Genomic DNA, 17647 nt, shown 5'->3' on the forward strand with positions numbered 1-17647 from the left:
TCTGCGGGGTATGGTGCCGAATCGATTCTTGCCCGATTCGCCCGGAGCGGTTAACCCGTCGGCATGGGAAAAGCACTGATTCCGCCGGAACCGCCGGAGATCCACGAGGTACCGCTGCGCGATGCGCTGGAAGAGCGCTATCTCGCTTACGCGCTATCGACCATTATGCATCGTGCGCTGCCGGACGCCCGCGACGGGCTGAAGCCGGTGCACCGGCGCATCCTTTACGGGATGCGGCTGCTGCGCCTCGATCCGGGCTCGCCGTTCAAGAAATCGGCAAAGATTGTCGGCGACGTGATGGGCTCGTTCCATCCGCATGGCGACCAGGCGATCTACGACGCCATGGTGCGCCTCGCGCAGGATTTCTCCTCGCGCTACCCGCTGGTCGACGGCCAGGGCAATTTCGGCAATATCGACGGCGATAACCCCGCCGCCTACCGCTACACCGAAGCGCGCATGACCGATGTCGCGCGGCTGCTGCTCGAGGGCATCGACGAGGACGGCGTCGAGTTCCGCGCCAACTATGACGGCCAGTCGAAGGAGCCGGTGGTTCTGCCCGGCGGCTTCCCGAACCTGCTCGCCAACGGTTCTCAGGGCATCGCGGTCGGCATGGCGACGTCGATCCCGCCGCACAATGCCGCCGAGCTCTGCGACGCGGCACTGCACCTGATCGAGAAGCCCGACGCCAAGTCGAAGGCGCTCTTGCGATGGGTGAAGGGCCCGGATTTCCCGACCGGCGGCATCATCATCGATTCCAAGGAAGCGATCACCGAGGCCTACAGCACCGGCCGCGGCTCGTTCCGCACGCGTGCGCGCTGGAAGCAGGAAGAGGGTGCGCGGGGCACCTGGGTGATCGTGGTCACTGAGATCCCGTGGCTGGTGCAGAAATCGCGCCTGGTCGAGAAGATCTCCGAGCTCATCGACCAGAAGAAATTGCCACTGGTCGGCGAGGTCAGGGACGAGTCGGCGGATGACGTTCGGCTGGTGATCGAGCCGAAGTCGCGCAATGTCGATCCCGAACTGATGATGGAGTCGCTGTTCCGGCTGACCGAGCTGGAAAGCAAGATTTCGCTGAACCTCAACGTGCTGGTGAAGGGGAAAATCCCCAAGGTGGTCGGCCTCGCCGAGTGCCTTCGCGAATGGCTCGACCACCTGCGCGATGTGCTGGTGCGCCGCTCGAATTATCGCAAGGGTCAGATCGAGAACCGGCTGGAGATCCTCGGCGGCTACCTCATCGCCTATCTGAACATCGACAAGGTGATCAAGATCATCCGCACCGAGGACGAGCCGAAGCCGGTGCTGATGAAGACGTTCAAGCTCACCGAGGTCCAGGCCGACGCCATCCTTAACATGCGCCTGCGCTCCTTGCGCCGGCTCGAGGAGATGGAGATCCGCACCGAGGACAAGGACCTCCGCAAGGAATTGAAGGGCATCGAACAGCTGCTCCGCTCCGAGACCGAGCAATGGGCCAAGGTCGGCGAGCAGGTGAAGAAGGTCCGCGACATGTTCGGGCCGAAGACGCCGCTCGGCAAGCGCCGCACCACCTTTGCGGATGCGCCTGAGCATGATCTCGCCGCGATCGAGGAGGCCTTCGTCGAGCGCGAGCCGGTCACCGTCGTGATCTCCGAGAAGGGTTGGGTGCGCACGCTCAAGGGCCATGTCGCCGACCTCTCGGGCCTTGCCTTCAAGACCGACGACAAGCTCGATCACGCCTTCTTCGCCGAGACCACCTCGAAGCTCCTGCTGTTCGCCACCAACGGGAAATTCTACTCGCTCGATGTGGCGAAGCTGCCGGGCGGTCGCGGCCATGGCGAGCCGATCCGCATGTTCATCGACATGGAGCAGGATGCGGCGATCGTGTCGCTGTTCGTCAACAAGGGCGGCCGCAAATTCCTGGTCGCCAGCAGTGAAGGACAGGGCTTCGTCGTCAACGAGGACGACTGCGTCGGCACCACCCGCAAGGGCAAGCAGGTGCTGAACGTCGACATGCCGAACGAGGCGCGCGCGCTCGCAACCGTCGCAGGCGACACCGTCGCGGTGATCGGGACCAATCACAAGATGGTGCTGTTCCCGCTCGATCAGGTGCCGGAAATGGCCCGCGGCCGCGGCGTGCGGTTGCAGAAATACACCAGCGCCTCGCTGTCCGACGTCGCGGTGTTCGATTCCAAGGCGGGCCTGACCTGGAAGGATTCCGCGGGCCGCGAGCACGGCATGAGCATCAAGGAGCTCGCCGACTGGCGCGGCAACCGCGCCGACGCTGGCCGCCTCGCGCACGGCCTGCCGAAGTCGAACAAGTTCAACCGCGGCGTGGAGTAGTTACGTAGGGCGGATTAGGCGCAAGCCGTAATCCGCCATCTTGCCGCGAAGCGGCGGATTACGCCTTCGGCTAATCCGCCCTACGCTTTCCGCGCTGTAATAGTATTCGCAAATCGACGCGCTATAAATTCTTCCCATGGCGCATCATCATCACGATCAGTCCCATGCGCATGATCATGCCGGGCACAGCCATGCCCCGGATGATTTCGGCCGGGCCTTTGCCATTGGCGCGTCGCTCAACACCGCCTTCGTGATCGCCGAGCTGGTGTTCGGCTATGCCGCCAATTCGCTGGCGCTGATCTCCGATGCCGTCCACAATCTCTCGGACGTGTTCTCGCTGCTGCTGGCATGGGGGGCGGCGTGGCTTGCGGGGAGGCGGCCGACGGAGAGGCACACTTACGGCTATCGCCGCGCCTCGATCCTCGCCGCATTGTTCAATGCCGGGCTCCTGCTGGTCGCGGTCGGCGGCATCGCGGTGGAGGCGGTCAATCGGCTGCGCGCGCCGGCCGAGGTGGCGAGCTGGACAGTGGTCTGGGTCGCGGCGCTCGGGATTCTCGTCAACGGCTTCACGGCATTATTGTTCATGCGCGGGCGGCACGGCGACCTCAACATTCGCGGCGCCTATCTCCACATGGCGGCGGATGCCGGCGTCTCGTTCGGCGTCGTCATCGCCGCGCTGCTGATCATGTCGACGGGATGGCTATGGATTGACCCGGCGATCAGCCTCGTCATCGCCCTCGTCGTGCTGGTCAGCGGCTGGGGCCTGATGCGCGACAGCGTCAACCTCGCGCTCGACGCGGTGCCCCGCGGTATCGAGCTCGTCGAGGTGAGGGAGTTTCTGCGCACGCTCGACGGCGTCTCCGAGGTCCACGATCTGCACATCTGGGCCATGAGCACCAACGAGACGGCGCTGACCGCGCACCTGGTCCGGCCCGGCGGACATGACGATGCCTTCCTGCATCACGTCTGCGCGCAGCTCTCGCACCGCTTCAAGATCCATCATGCGACGCTGCAGGTCGAGGCCGACGGCGCCGCCTGCAAGCTGGCGCCGGAGGAATTAGTCTAGAGCTTCGGTTCTGACTGAATCAGAACCGAAGCTCTAGATTCTTATTTTGACGCGTTTTTTTCACGCGAACCGGTGTCCACCCTCGGATCAAGTCCGAGGGCATGCTTCGCTTGAAAACGCTCTAACGGCCGTCCGTCGCAATCGCTATATTCGACGAGCGGACTATCCGGAGATGAACCATGCACTCGCATTCGATCGAACAGTGGACCCACGATCACGTCTTCCTGGGCGCGACGCACGCCCATAACGAACGGCGTACCTGGCTCGTGGTGGCCTTGACCACGGTCATGATGGTCGGAGAGATCGCGGCGGGCTGGTGGTCCGGCTCGATGGCGCTGCTCGCCGACGGCTGGCACATGGGAACGCATGCGGCGGCGCTGGGCATTGCTGGGCTGGCCTATCTGTTCGCACGGCGGCAGGTGGGCAACGCGCACTTCAGTTTTGGCACCGGCAAGTTCGGCGATCTCGCCGCCTTTGCCAGCGCGATCATTCTGGCGATGATCGCTATGCAGATCGCCTGGGAAAGCGTGGACCGGCTGTTCCATCCGGTGTCCATTGCCTACGGGGAAGCGATCTCGGTTGCCGTGCTCGGACTTGCCGTCAACCTCATCAGCGCCTGGCTGCTGCGCGACGACCACGACTATCATCACGGTCATGGCCATTCTCATGACCATGACGACGACGACGATCATCATCACCACCACCACGACAACAATCTTCGCGCGGCTTACGTCCACGTGATGGCGGATGCCGCAACCTCCATCCTCGCCATTGCGGCGCTGCTGGTTGCGATGTCCGCGGGATGGGTCTGGGCCGATCCGGTAGTCGGGATCGTCGGCAGCGCTGTGATCGCGAGTTGGGCCTTTGGCCTGATCAAGGCGTCAGGCGCGATCCTGCTCGACGTCAGCGCCGACAAGAAGCTCGAGGCGGTCATTCGCGACCGGCTCGAGACCAAGGGCGACCGCATCACCGATCTGCATCTGTGGCAGGTCGGTCCCGGCCATCGCGCGGCGGTGATCTCGGTTGTCTCCGACCATCCGCTGCCGCCCGCGACCTACAAGCGCCGTCTCAGCGGTCTGCACGGTCTCAGCCATGTCACGATCGAGGTCGAGACCTGTCCGCATCACGAGCCGGCGCACGCGGCTTGAGAGATCAAAAGACCGTCAATGGCGACGATTGCCGCCGGCGATGACGTAATATTCCTTCCTCGAACGTTGGGGGCGATTAGTCGAGGGAGCGGAACGTGAAGACAATAATCGGTGTTGCGGTGGCGCTGCTGTCGGTTGCGGCGGCTGCGGGTCCTGCGCGCGCCCAATCGGAAAAGCCGGGCGTCGAGAAGCTCTATATCCTCAATTGCGGCGAGGGCGTTGCGGGCGACATCTCGCGCTGGTCGCCCGGTGTCAACGAAGGCAAGTCGATGGATTTCGTCGACAACTGCTATCTGATCAAGCACGCGCAAGGGTGGTTCCTGTGGGACACCGGCATTCCCGAGGCGGTGGCGAGCATGCCGGACGGGCTCGTGCCGTCGGATCCGAAAGCGGTGATCTGGCGGCGTCCCAAGACGCTGGCCGCGCAGTTCGGCCAGATCGGCGTGAAGCCGTCCGACATCAAGGCGATGGCGGTCTCGCATACCCATCCGGACCACATCGGCAATGTGGAGATGTTCCCGACCGCGATGCTCTATGTGCAGAAAGCCGAATATGACTGGCCCGGCGCCAACAACCAGCCGCGCTTCAAGGCGGAGCATCCGGTGACCAAGCTGGACGGCGACCGGGATGTGTTTGGTGATGGCAATGTAATGATCCTGTCGACGCCCGGGCACACGCCGGGCCACCAGTCGCTGTTGGTGAAACTGCCGAAGACCGGGGCGGTCGTACTTTCCGGCGACGCCGTCCACTTCAGGGACAACTGGGATAACCGCCGGGTGCCGTCGATGAATGCCAGCAAGGAGCAGACGACGGCCTCGATGCAGAAGATCGCGGAGACGCTCACGAAAGAGAAGGCGCAACTCTGGATCAATCACGACAAGGCCCAGCGCGATAGCCTGAAGACGGCACCGGCGTTTTATGAGTGATGGGGCAGATGGAATGGCTGCCTATTGCGGTGCTGGCTTGTTGTCGCGCACCAGGAGCAGCGCCCCCAATGCCGCAAGACTGAGTGCGGAGGAGACGATCAGGATGCCGCTGCCCATGCGTTCGAGCAACAGCCCGAACAGCAGCGGGGCCGCCGCCTGCGCCATCCGGGCCGGGGCGCCGATGATGCCGAGGCGGTAGGCGTAGTTCTGCGAGCCGAAGATCGCGAGCGGCAAGGTGCCGCGCGAAATGGTCAGGATGCCGTTGCCGGCGCCGTGGCAAAGCGCGAAGACGCTTGCCGCGCCACCGCCGGCGATCGCCACGATCGCGGCGCCGATCGGGTGGCCGAGACAGGCCAATTCGGTCGAGAGCAGCGGATGGTAGCGGCTGAGCAACCACGCCTCGACCACGCGCGCGCCGACCTGCGCCGGCCCGATCAGGGCGCCGGCGGCAATTGCCTGCACCGGGGTCGCGCCGGCCGCTTCCAGGATGCGTGGGAAGTGCGCCGCCATCGCGCCGGTGACGGTCCAGGCGGTCGCGAACGCAAACGCCAGCAGGATCATCGGCCGGTCGATCGGGATATGCGGCTTCACCGCATTGGCGGCCGCGGCCTTGGCGCCGGGGATCGGCGGCAGCATCAGCCAGTTGAGCGGCAGGCCGATCAAGAGCTGTGCCGCCGCCCAGGCAAAGCAGGTGTTGCGCCAGCCGATCGTCTCCAGCCCCCACGCGCTCAGCGGCCAGCCGACGGTGGAGGCAAAGCCCGCCATCAGCGTGATGCCTGTGATCGGGCGCCGCGCCGCCTCGCCATAGATACGGCCGAGCGCACCGAAAGCGGCATCATAGAGGCCGTATCCCATGCCGATCCCAAGGAAAAGCCATGCGAGCAGCAGCAGAGGAATCGATTGCGTGAGGCCGAGCAGCACCAGTCCTGCGGCCAGCGTCAGATTGGAGATCGACAGCACGGACCTGCCGCCGACCAGGTCGATCTGGCGGCCGATCCGCGGGCCAAGGAGGGCCGAGAGCACGAGCGAGGCGGAGAAGGCAGCGAAGATCCAGTTGGGGCCGATGCCGAGATCTCTGGCGATGGGATCGGCGAGCACCGCGGGCAGGTAGTAGCTCGAGGCCCAGGCCAGGGTCTGGGTGGTGCCGAGCGCCAGAATGATCGGAAGCTGCCGGGCGCTCATCGGACCGTCGCGTTTCTGTCTTGTCTCGTTATTCCCGACATTTGCCGCTGTCACGGAACTGTCGTCAAGTCGCGCCCAGGGCCGCCAACCGATCTTTCGCGCGACACGATTGCCCGGCATAATCCGCGCATGGAACTGACGCCCCGCCTGCGCCTGATGAACTGGCTGGTCAGACAGGGTCTGACCGGCGTGCCCGAAAACGATCTGCTGCGCGGTTTCTGCGAACGCTGCCGCGCGGCCGGAATGCCGCTGTCACGTGCAATCGTCTTCATCGATACGCTGCACCCGATCTTCGAAGGCCACGGGTTCCGCTGGAGCGACAGCGAGACCAATGAAAGCGACGCTTTCGAATACGGCTCGACCTCCAGCGGTGATGCCAACCAGAATTGGCGGCGTTCGACCTTCTACCACATGCTGCAAAATGGGCACGAAGAGATGGTGATCGACCTGGCCGATTGCGCCACGCTCGATTTCTCCATGATCAACGACCTCGCGGAAAAGGGCCACAAGCATTTCGTCTCCTTTGTGCACCGGTTCGGCGAGGCCGGCACGATCGGCGAGATGGACTGCTTCTACTCCTCCTGGACCACCCGCCAGTCCGAAGGATTTGGCGAGCATCACATGGCGGCGCTGCGCGATCTGGTGCCGGTGCTGGGCTTGGCGGTGAAGTCAGCGGCGCAAGTCGACATCGCGCGCACCTTGGCGCGGGTCTATCTCGGGCGCGAGACCGCCGAGCAGGTGATGCGCGGCCGCATCTCGCGCGGCGTCACCGAGCGCATCAAGGCGGTGTTGTGGTATTCGGACGTGCGCGGCTCGACCGCGATCGGCGAGCGCATCGGGCCGGACGAGATCATCCCGTTCCTCAACGATTATGCTCAGGCCTCGATCGACGCGATCCACGATGCCGGCGGCGAGGTGCTGAAGCTGATCGGCGACGGCGTGCTGGCGATGTTCACGCAGGAGAACATGGGAGGCGCAAAACGGGCTGCGCTTCGGGCCGAGCATCGCTTGCGCCGCAATCTGAATGCGCTCAACGTCCGCCGTGCCGGCGAGGGTCGGCCGACCACCTCAGCCTATGTCGGGCTGCATGTCGGCGAGGTGTTCTATGGCAATATCGGCAGCGAGGACCGGCTCGATTTCACCGTGGTAGGGCCGGCGGTCAACGAAGTCAGCCGGATCGCTTCGATGTGCAGCTCGGTCGATCGGGAACTGCTGACCTCGCAGGCGTTCCGGGATGGCCTGGATGGAGCAGGGCGGAACTATCTGGTTTCGACCGGGCGCTTCGCGCTGCGCGGCATCAGCCGGGCGCAAGACCTCTATACGCTCGATCCCGACGTTGCGGCGGACGAAGTCGTGGCCGGAAAATACGAGCGCTATCTCGCGAGCTAGCCCTGCTTGGCCCGTAGCGCGTATAGGCCGACCGCTATCAGTGAGAACGCGGTCAGCACCACGCCGAGCCCGAACATTGCCTCATGCGACACGATTGCTGCGAGCCAGACTCCGATCGCCGCGTTCATCATTTGCCAGAAGCCGAGCAGTGCGGAAGCCGCACCGGCCTTTTCGCCGAACGGTGATAGCGCCTGCGCGACGCCGAGTGGGTTGACGATGCCCATGCCGAGCAGGAACACGCTCATCGCAGTCAGGAACGGCAGGAAGCTCGGGGTGAAGAGCGAGACCAACAACATGGCGGCGCCGCCGATGGCTGCCGCCAATAATGCACCCTTGATCGAGCGGTCGAGGCCAAACCGCGGCGCAAGCCTTGTCGCGAGCCAGCCGGAGGCGAACACGATCAGCACCGTGCCGGCGAAGAACAGGCCGAGCTCGATCGGTGAGAAATGCAGCGCCTCGATCAAGATCCGGGGCGCGGCCGAGAACATCGCAAACAGGCCTCCCATGATCAGGCTGACGGTCGCCGTCGGCACAACGAAGCGGCGATCTGCGATCAGACCGAGATAGGTGCTGATGACGGCGAGAGGGTTGAGCGGGATCCGCGTCGAATGGTGGGTTTCTCCGAGCGTGGCGCCATAGGCGAGCGCGCCGAGAGCCGCAAAGGCCGCGACGAGCACGAATTCCGAGCGCCAGCCGAAATAGTGATCGAGCGCGCCGCCGAGCAGCGGCGAGAAACCCGGCGCGGCCGCCATCGCGATCATGATCAGCGCCATCGCGCGTGCCAATGCGGCACCGGTGAACAGGTCGCGGGCTATGGCGCGCGACAATACCGAGGTTGCGCAGGCGCCGGCGGCCTGGACGACGCGGCCGATCAAGAGGTTCGGGAGATCTTCTGCCAGGCTGCACCAGACGCTGCCGGCAAAGAACACGGCGAAACCGATCAGAACCGGCCAGCGACGGCCGAAGCGATCCGAGATCGGACCAACTATGAGCTGGCCGAGCGCGAACACGGCGAGAAAGATCGTGATGGCCGACGTGACCGCCGCGGTCGTCACATTCAGCGAAGCCGCCATCTGCGGCAGCGACGGCAGCAGGATGTTGGTGGCCAGCGTGCCGGTCGCCGCAAGCGCGGCCAGAACCGCGATCTGCAGGGCGCCGGAGGAGGATTCGGGGCGAGATGCGGCGGCGTCAATGGTTGCAGTCTGATCGGTCATGGTGCTCCCGCTCGGCTATTGGATGACGTGTATCATACAAAGCGGGAAAGACCAGCCACTAATTTGGCCGTCGTGGCCGGCCCTCGGCTATGACGCAAAACATTCTCCGATCGCAGATCAGATCAGTTGAATTTTTCTCTCATCAACATCCCGCCGGTTCGCTGACCATGTCGGGTTGTCTGACGAGGGAGACCGCCGGCGACAGCAGGATCACCAGCGCCTGCGCGGCGAAAATTGCCGCGGCAAGGCAGAGGCAGGTCTCGGCGCCGAAAAGCCCGCCGACGATCGCACCCAGTGCGGAGCCGAGCGGGCGCGCGCCGTAGCTCATGATGTTGATGGCGGAGACACGGCCGAGCAGCGAAGGCGGCGTCACCGATTGCCGGAGCGTGGTCGTCGAGATCACCCACAGGATCGGGCCGACGCCGAGCAGGAAAAAGCTCAGGCCCGCAAGCAGAGGCGTAGGGACAATTGTCGTCAGCGCCATGATGGTGGAGGCGATGAAGCCGGTCACCGGGCCGAGCCCGATCACAGTGCCGAACGCAAGACGTCGCATCACCCGCGTTGCCGCAAGCGCACCGACCACCATGCCGACACCGTACATCGCGAGCGTGGTGCCGACGCCGGTTGCGGAGAGGCCGAGATGCCTAACGGCATAGGGCACGAACACCGCGAGTAGCAGGAAGGAAGCGGTGTTGAAGATGAACTGCGTGATGAACACCGGTCGCAGCAGCTCATGACGGAACACGAACACGGCGCCTTCCTTGATCTCCAGCAGCGGATGTCGGCGCGGTGCCGGCGCGCGGGCCGGCTCGTGGATACCGGCCAGCAGCACCACGGCGATCATCGAGAGCGCGGCGGCAAATCCGAAGGCCGGCGCGGCACCGACCCATCCGACCAGCACGCCGCCGAGCGCAGGCCCGCTGGCGAAAGCGACGGTGCGGGCCAGTTCGATCCGCGCATTCGCCGTTGGCAACTGATCTGGCGTCACCAGCGACGGCACCAGCGCCGGCGCGGCGACGCTGTAGGCAACGGTCCCGCACACGGCGATGAAGCCGAGCACGGAGAGCAGGGGCAGCGTCAACAGGCCGAGCCAGATCAGGAGCAGCGTTGCGGCCAGCGCCGCCGCACGCAACGCTTCGGAGCCCGCCATCAGGACCCGCCGCGAGAAGCGGTCGGCGAGCAGGCCCGCGGGGATCGCAAACAGGATGAAGGGCAGTGTCAGCGCGGTCTGCAGCAGGCCAGTCTGGCCCTCGCCGACGCCGAGCAGGAGCACCGCCACGATGGGAGCGGCTGCCAGCGCGATCTGCTCGGCCGATTGTGCGGCGAGGTTCGACCAGGCCAGACGGCCGAAGGTCGGAGGCAGGTGAGGGGCCTTGAGGGCGGACATGGCAGAAATTCCTCGGAATGTCGTTTGTCGACATTGTCTGACCCGAGGACGGCCAAACCCACCCGCTTTCCGACAGCGCCGGCGTGACAGGCCGCCGCGGTGCTTTCAAACTGGCGATAGACCGTGGACAAGTTCGCCCACGGTCAGGATCAATAGACCGCTGTTCTCAGCCGGTCAGAAGTTCCGCTGGGCGCGAAGCTGCAGGTGGAACGTGTCCTGATCGCTGAACTCGTAGCGCGCGGTAGGCTTCGGAGCCGAAGCTCCAAGGACCGCGGAGCCCTGGAATTTCTGGTCGAGGTGGAACCACATGAATTCGGCGGAGAAGGTCAGGTTCTTGACCGGGGTCCAGCGGGTGATGACACCGAGCTGCGACAAGTTGAAGTCGGGGTTGCAGACGTAGTCCGCACTGACCGCTTTGCCGGGCGTGGTGTAGTTCGCGCAGATAAAGGCCTTGGCCGCGCCGTCATAGCGGACGCCCACATACGAGCCGAAGAGGCTCGACGACCAATATGGGTCCCAGTTGTGGTTGAACGCACCGCGAATGCCAAAGGCCTCCGTCAGATGCAGCGAGCCATCGCCGCCGGCTGCGACCGGCAGATAGACGGCATCGGTCGTCGCCCCGAACCCGATGCTCTGATAGGCGCCAAAAGTGCTGGAGCTGCCGAACATGGCAAAGCTCGGCGAGGTTGAAGCCGACGAGATGATGTATTTGGTCGCTCCCTTGGAATAGCTCGCGTCCATCTTGATGTCGTCACCGGTACCGGTCGGGATATTCTTGATCTGTAACGCCGCCATGACCGCGCCGCCCCAGGAGGTGTCGGGATGTCCGGAAAGCTCGGACGCTCCGGTCGGCGCCGCGCCTGGCAGGCCGACGGCGCCCGCTGGCGCTCCAAGGGCGTTCAGGACATTGTAGGAGGCGTTGACCTCATGCGCCGCGGCGGAAATCTGGAACAGACCCCAAGCCTGGTCGACGCGGATGTTGCCGACCACATCGGGCGCGTGGACGCCGGCATAAGCGTTGCCCGTGTTCAGCGTGGCGTTCAGCGGCAGCGACAGGTTGTAGACGGCGGTGCGGTCCCATACCGTCGGATCGTCGAGGCCGATGGTGCCGGTCACTCCGTTGCCGAAATCCGCAGTGTATTGGATGTTGTTGACGCCGGTATCATTGTTCTGGCCGCCGAGCAGGAAGTCCGAGATGTTGCCGGGGAAGCCCTGCCAAGGCGAGGAATAGGCCGACGCCGACTGACCGAAGGTGAAGCCTGCGAACTGGATAAAGAGGAATTGGATGGTAGTAACGCCGCCGCCGGGAGTGTCGAGCAGCTGCGAGTTTGCGACCGGCAGCGAGCCGTTGATCGAGTTCGGGTTGAAGGTGTTGTTGCCGAGCGTAGAGAACTGAAACCGGCCCTGCCCGAAGGTGCGGACCACGCCATAGTCGGTGGCTGTGCGGGTATCGATTGACAACAGCATACGGGAGCGGGCGGCGAAGTAGTCGAAGTAGCGGTTATGTTGTCCTGCGTCGCCGTTCCAGGCCGGCGAGCCCTGCACGCCGCCATCGAATGTGGTGTCGACCCGGAGGTAGCCGCCGATCTTCATGCAGGTGTCGGTACCGGGGATGAAGAAGAAGCCGGGACCGTAAGCCGAGCAAATCTTCACATATTCGATGGGCTTCGCCTTGATCGGAAGATCGGCCGCATGCGCACCGCCGGCTGCCATCAGTCCCGCGGCGGTGCCGAGGATCAAGGTTCTCATTGTCGCCATTGCTGGCCTCCACTGTGAACTGCACGCCCCATACCCACCTAGCGAGCCCTAACGCGGGACTTTATGTCGCAGTGTGACGACCGCGTTACACGCGCGGGGTTCGTGCAGCAGTGTGACTTTGCCGCAACGCAGCAAGACGCGCTCCGAGGGCCGCGGCAGCGGCGCCTGAGGATGTGGCCTGATGACTTCCCAGATGCAGTTGCAAATGAGTTGCAACAAAAAATGTTTTCCGGCATTGTGGCATCATGGATGCCCGAACGCCCCGATTGATCCCCGACACCGCACCGCAGGTGCTGCCGACCTCCACCGGATGGCGCGCCGACGCGCCGGATACGCGAAGCCTCCCCGAGGTGAACGCGACGGTCGAGGTTCCGACGGCGGGCCGGTGGTGGCGCCGGCTGCTTGCCTTCGCCGGACCGGGCTATCTGGTGTCGGTCGGCTATATGGATCCCGGCAACTGGGCAACCGACATCGCGGGGGGCTCGAAGTTCGGCTACACGCTGCTTTCGGTCATCCTGCTGTCCAACCTGATGGCGATCCTTTTGCAGGCGCTCGCGGCCCGGCTTGGCATCGTCACCGACCGCGACCTGGCGCAGGCCTGCCGGGCGACCTATTCGCGCCCGGTGAACTTCCTGCTTTGGATCGCCTGCGAGGCCGCGATCATCGCCTGCGATCTGGCGGAGGTGATCGGCACCGCGATCGCGTTGAAGCTCCTGTTCGGCATTCCCCTGATCGGCGGTGCGCTGCTCGCCGCGCTCGATGCCTTCCTGCTGCTGCTCCTGATGAATCGCGGCTTCCGCTTCCTGGAAGCCTTCGTCATCGCGCTCCTGATCGTGATCGCGACCTGCTTTGCGATCCAGGTTGCCGCGGCGGCCCCGCCGGTTGCTGCGCTGCTGCGCGGCTTTGCGCCGTCGAGCGAGATCTTCACCAATCCCGAGATGCTCTACATCGCGATCGGCATCATCGGCGCGACCGTGATGCCGCATAATCTTTATCTGCACTCGTCCATCGTGCAGACCCGCGCCTATGAGCGCACCGAAGAGGGACGGCGGGACGCGATCAAATGGGCGACAACCGACTCCACGATCGCGCTGATGCTGGCGCTGTTCATCAATGCGGCGATCCTGGTGGTCGCGGCCGCGACCTTCCATCGGAGCGGCCATTCCGATGTCGCGGATATCAGCCAGGCCTACGAACTGCTGTCGCCGTTGCTTGGCCTCAGCATCGCCTCGACGCTGTTCGCGGTGGCGCTGCTTGCCTCCGGCCTCAACTCGACGGTAACGGCGACGCTGGCTGGCCAGATCGTGATGGAAGGCTTCCTCAGCTTGCGGCTGCCGAGCTGGGCGCGGCGGCTGCTGACGCGCGGCATCGCGATCGTCCCCGTCATTGTCGTCACCGCGCTTTATGGCGAGCGCGGCACCACCGACCTGCTGGTGTTCAGCCAGGTCATCCTCTCGATGCAGCTTCCGTTCGCGGTCATTCCGCTGGTGCGGTTCGTGTCCGACCGGCGCAAGATGGGCAAGTTCGCGATATCGATGCCGGTCGCCGGGGTCGCCTGGCTGGTGGCTGGCGTCATCGTCATCCTGAATGTGAAGCTGCTGTTCGATACCCTCTTCGGCTGAGGGCCGGTCAGTCCTGCGGCTCCGCGGCCATGTCGCCGGCCGCATCGACCCGGAGCCAGCCGCTCGGGGCGAGGCGCTGCTGCGGCAGGAAGCGGGCCTTGTAGTCCATCTTCTTGGAGCCGTCGATCCAGTAGCCGAGATAGACGTATGGCAGTCCGAGCCGGCGCGCGCGGGCGATGTGGTCCAGGATCATGAAGGTGCCGAGCGAGCGGTTCTCGAGCGACGGCTCGAAGAAGGAATAGACCATCGACAGGCCGTCGCTCAGCACATCGGTGAGGGCCACTGCGATCAACTCCTCGCCGCGTCCGGTGATGCCGCTGTCGATGCCGCGCTTGCGATACTCGATGATCCGGGTCTCGACATGGCTATCCTCGACCATCATCGCATAGTCGAGCACGGTCATGTCGGCCATGCCGCCGTGGCGGTGGCGCCTGTCGAGATAGGCGCGGAACACGGAATATTGTTCGGAGGTCGGCACTGCGGAACGCTGCTCGCCGACGAGGTCGGCGTTGCGGGCCAGGACCTTGCGGAAGCTGCGCGAGGGCCGGAATTCGTTGGCGATCACGCGCACCGACACACAGGCCCGGCATTGGTCGCAAGCCGGCCGGTAGGCGATCGACTGGCTGCGGCGGAACCCGCCATGGGTGAGCAGATCGTTGAGATCGCCCGCTTTGTCGCCGACCAGATGCGTGAACACCTTGCGCTCATGGCGACCCGGCAAATAGGGGCAGGGCGACGGCGCCGTCAGGTAAAACTGCGGGGTATCACGCGAATGCTGGGTCACGACAAGTCGTCAGGCCTCCAAAACAGCCTCCCAGCATCGCGCCCCGGAGGCTAGCGGTCAATCATCTTGCTGGGCTCAATTGGCTGGCTCAATAAGTGTGCGCTGCGGATGCCGCGTGAGCGCGGGCCGAGCTGTTGATGATAACGGTTCCGAGCACGATGTCGTGCAGCAAACGCCGCCGGCTATTGAAGAGGCCGAACAGCAGCACAAGCGGCGAGAGGAACGAGACGGACAGCCAGAACAGCACCGCATGCATGGCGCCGAGCACGAAATAGCCTGGCGCCCCGTACCAGGTGCGCAACTCCAGATCCATCACCCGCATGCCGACGGTCGCCGACGAGGCGCCGCCGATCGATGCGCCGTAATAGACGATCGCCCAGACAATCGTCGCCGGCCACGCCAGCCAGAACAGCGCCCAACCGAGCCCAAGGGTGATCAGGCCGAACACGGCGATGAAAAGATACCCAAGGATGACGGGGACCGAAAGCACAACCAGGTCAATCAGGAAGGCAAATACCCGCCGGGGGAGCACGCCGCGGAACAGCTCCGGCTCCAATCGCGGATCGAACGCATGCGGCGGCACGCCGCCGTCGTTACGCCAGGCACCATAGTTACCCGAACCGCCGTAAGACATAATCTCCCCTCCGACTGGGACCTATCCCGGGCAGGACATGGGAACGGGCTGCCCGGGTGCCAAGGTCCGGAACCCCAGCAAGCGCAAATATTCGGCGATTCGGAGGCGCAATGCCGTGAGCCTAAGTCCGGTAGGGTGGGCAAAGCGAAGTGCGTCCACCATTCACGATCGGAGCAAGAGCGGGGTGGACACGTTTCGCTTTGCCCTACACTACGATTGCCCCTTCAGCTTCTCCGCGGCTTGCGGCGCAAAATACGTCAGGATGCCGTCGGCGCCGGCGCGCTTGAAACCGACCAGGCTCTCCATCATCGCGCGCTCGCCGTCGATCCATCCATTGCGCGCGGCGCCCGCGATCATCGCGTATTCGCCTGATACCTGGTAGACGAAGGTCGGCATCGCAAACGTGTCCTTCACCCGGCGCACGATATCGAGATAGGGCATGCCGGGCTTCACCATCACCATATCGGCGCCTTCGGCGATATCGAGCTCGGCCTCGCGCAGGGCTTCGTCCGAATTGGCGCTGTCCATCTGATAAGTGCGCTTGTCGCCGGTCAGCGTCTTGGCCGAGCCGATAGCGTCGCGGAACGGGCCGTAGAAGGCGGAGGCGTATTTCGCCGCATAGGCCATGATCTGCACGTCGCCAAAGCCCTCGGCGTCGAGTGCTTCGCGGATCGCGCCGACCCGCCCGTCCATCATGTCCGACGGCGCGATGATGTCGCAGCCGGCCTCGGCCTGCACCAGCGCCTGCTTCACCAGCACCGCGACCGTCTCATCGTTGAGGATCCTGCCGTCCTCGATCAGTCCGTCATGGCCATGGCTGGTGAAGGGATCGAGCGCGACGTCGCAGAGCACGCCGATATCGGGGAATTCCTTCTTGATCGCACGGACCGACTGGCAGACGAGATTGTCCGGATTGAGTGCCTCCGAGCCCTGCTCGTCGCGCAGCGACGGCTCGGTGTAGGGAAACAGCGCGATGCAGGGGATATCGAGCTTGGCCGCGCGCTCGGCGTCGCGAACCGCCTGGTCGACACTTAGTCTGTCCACGCCCGGCATCGAGGCAACCGGGGTGCGGACACTATGGCCGTTAACGACGAACAGGGGCCAGATCAGGTCGTCCGTGGTCAGCACGTTTTCGCGCACCAGCCGCCTGGCCCATTCCGCCTTGCGGTTGCGGCGGGGCCGTATGGTCAAATCCAGCGGGGAGGCGAAGGCCGTCTGCCGCTTTGGCGCATCGCGCAGTTCGATCGGGCGCCCGAATTTGATCGCCATGGGCTTGTTCTCCTAACACGGCAGGCTGGTTTTTGATTTGATCCAACTCTAGCATCCTCGTCCAGCAACGTCACGGCGCCGTTGATCTGCCGCAACTGCAATTGATTTTGCCAGCCCGGCGGGCCAAGACTGCGCCGATGACCCATTTCGCTTCCACGGACGACTTCTGCGATGTCTGACACCTCTGCGCGCGACCAGTCGCGGGACAATGCGATTTCCGTTGCGGCGATGTCGTCGGACCGGATCCGGCGGGATGAGAATGTATGGACCCGGCGGCTCGTCTTCTTCCTCCGCATCATGGCGGTGGTCTCGATCGCCAAGGGCCTCTATCACTGGGCGCAGGTGACGGGATTCGTCGGCGCCGAGGAGGAGGCCTTCGAGAACCAGTCGATGGCCTGGCAGACCGCGACCATCTACTTCGCCGTCATCGAGCTTGTCGCCGCCGTCGGGCTGTGGCTCGCCACGCCCTGGGGCGCGGTGGTGTGGCTGACCACCGTCGTCTCGATGGCGGTGATCGAATTGATGTTTCCGAACATCTACGGCGGCAGCCTAACAGTGGTGGCGTTCGAAGCCTTGATGCTCGCCGGCTATCTCGCGCTCGCCTGGATGGCCGCACGCGAACGGCCGCCATAGCGCGCTTAACCGGCCGAGCGTGCAGCGAGCGCGAGTGGTGTCGCGAAAATTTTCAGAAAATTGTCCGGTAACGTTTCGCTCACCGTAAAGGGTTCCCTCATATCTATTACGCGGTCGTTTCGAATTTGAGCGAAGCTGTTTCCGATTGTGACAGGGCGTGCAGACGAAGCGTGAACAGGGGCGCTCCACCGTCAATGAAGGGTTGCGAAAAGCCCTTGTTTGACGGGCTTAATCCGCGATTCACTGTCTTAAATTCATGATCTCTTTATTGTCTTATTTAAGCTGATGTTCAAACGGCCCCCTTAAGTTGAACCTATCA

At 64.2% G+C, this 17647-nt stretch carries 14 protein-coding genes; 7 read left to right on the top strand and 7 right to left on the bottom strand.

Annotated elements, in window-relative coordinates; translation table 11 throughout:
- Window positions 1–63 precede the first annotated feature (63 nt).
- The 4 genes from parC to AC5ZG5_RS13040 all read left to right on the top strand — a co-directional run bounded on the left by parC (window position 64) and on the right by AC5ZG5_RS13040 (window position 5456).
- On the top strand, window positions 64–2316 hold the full coding sequence (parC, locus tag AC5ZG5_RS13025) for a DNA topoisomerase IV subunit A (protein ID WP_456644142.1): 2253 nt from the start codon (window positions 64–66) through the stop codon (window positions 2314–2316).
- 136 nt (window positions 2317–2452) lie between these two features.
- Window positions 2453–3382 carry a cation diffusion facilitator family transporter gene (locus AC5ZG5_RS13030; protein ID WP_456644141.1) on the top strand — a complete coding sequence of 310 codons (930 nt, stop codon included), beginning with the start codon at window positions 2453–2455 and terminating at the stop codon, window positions 3380–3382.
- A 179-nt stretch (window positions 3383–3561) separates the two neighbouring features.
- Window positions 3562–4530, top strand: coding sequence for a CDF family Co(II)/Ni(II) efflux transporter DmeF (dmeF, locus tag AC5ZG5_RS13035; RefSeq protein WP_456644140.1), 969 nt, complete (start codon window positions 3562–3564; stop codon window positions 4528–4530).
- Window positions 4531–4634: 104 nt separating this feature from the next.
- Entirely contained in the window at window positions 4635–5456 is an 822-nt protein-coding gene (locus AC5ZG5_RS13040; RefSeq protein ID WP_456644215.1) for an N-acyl homoserine lactonase family protein, read from the top strand.
- Between the two features lie 21 nt (window positions 5457–5477).
- Here the strand turns inward: AC5ZG5_RS13040 and AC5ZG5_RS13045 are convergent, their stop codons facing one another.
- Window positions 5478–6638, bottom strand: a complete 1161-nt coding sequence (locus AC5ZG5_RS13045; protein ID WP_456644139.1) for an MFS transporter — start codon at window positions 6636–6638, stop codon at window positions 5478–5480.
- A gap of 129 nt (window positions 6639–6767) precedes the next feature.
- Between AC5ZG5_RS13045 and AC5ZG5_RS13050 the strand changes: the two genes are divergently transcribed.
- Window positions 6768–8027: an adenylate/guanylate cyclase domain-containing protein gene (locus AC5ZG5_RS13050; RefSeq protein WP_456644138.1), complete on the top strand. Its 1260-nt coding sequence runs from the start codon at window positions 6768–6770 to the stop codon at window positions 8025–8027.
- Here AC5ZG5_RS13050 and AC5ZG5_RS13055 read toward each other — a convergent pair.
- The 3 genes from AC5ZG5_RS13055 to AC5ZG5_RS13065 all read right to left on the bottom strand — a co-directional run bounded on the left by AC5ZG5_RS13055 (window position 8024) and on the right by AC5ZG5_RS13065 (window position 12386).
- Window positions 8024–9241, bottom strand: coding sequence for a multidrug effflux MFS transporter (locus AC5ZG5_RS13055; protein WP_456644137.1), 1218 nt, complete (start codon window positions 9239–9241; stop codon window positions 8024–8026). The two genes, AC5ZG5_RS13050 and AC5ZG5_RS13055, sit on opposite strands and share 4 nt — an antisense overlap.
- 142 nt (window positions 9242–9383) lie before the next feature.
- Window positions 9384–10628, bottom strand: coding sequence for an MFS transporter (locus tag AC5ZG5_RS13060; RefSeq protein WP_456644136.1), 1245 nt, complete (start codon window positions 10626–10628; stop codon window positions 9384–9386).
- Between the two features lie 174 nt (window positions 10629–10802).
- A complete protein-coding gene (locus tag AC5ZG5_RS13065) occupies window positions 10803–12386 on the bottom strand; it encodes a porin (protein ID WP_496165448.1) in 1584 nt (527 codons plus the stop codon).
- A 245-nt stretch (window positions 12387–12631) separates the two neighbouring features.
- Here AC5ZG5_RS13065 and AC5ZG5_RS13070 point away from each other — a divergent pair, with 245 nt between their 5' ends.
- Window positions 12632–14008, top strand: coding sequence for an Nramp family divalent metal transporter (locus tag AC5ZG5_RS13070; RefSeq protein WP_456642204.1), 1377 nt, complete (start codon window positions 12632–12634; stop codon window positions 14006–14008).
- 7 nt (window positions 14009–14015) lie between these two features.
- Here AC5ZG5_RS13070 and AC5ZG5_RS13075 read toward each other — a convergent pair whose 3' ends face one another.
- The 3 genes from AC5ZG5_RS13075 to hemB all read right to left on the bottom strand — a co-directional run bounded on the left by AC5ZG5_RS13075 (window position 14016) and on the right by hemB (window position 16695).
- A complete protein-coding gene (locus tag AC5ZG5_RS13075; RefSeq protein WP_028162898.1) occupies window positions 14016–14792 on the bottom strand; it encodes an arginyltransferase in 777 nt (258 codons plus the stop codon).
- 88 nt (window positions 14793–14880) lie between these two features.
- Entirely contained in the window at window positions 14881–15426 is a 546-nt protein-coding gene (locus AC5ZG5_RS13080; RefSeq protein ID WP_456642205.1) for an RDD family protein, read from the bottom strand.
- 210 nt (window positions 15427–15636) lie between these two features.
- On the bottom strand, window positions 15637–16695 hold the full coding sequence (hemB, locus tag AC5ZG5_RS13085) for a porphobilinogen synthase (protein ID WP_456642206.1): 1059 nt from the start codon (window positions 16693–16695) through the stop codon (window positions 15637–15639).
- Window positions 16696–16866: 171 nt separating this feature from the next.
- On the opposite strand from hemB, the gene AC5ZG5_RS13090 reads away from it, so the two are divergent.
- A complete protein-coding gene (locus AC5ZG5_RS13090; RefSeq protein WP_028162895.1) occupies window positions 16867–17328 on the top strand; it encodes a DUF6163 family protein in 462 nt (153 codons plus the stop codon).
- Window positions 17329–17647: the final 319 nt, after the last annotated feature.

Source organism: Bradyrhizobium sp. Ses1 (assembly GCF_059512365.1).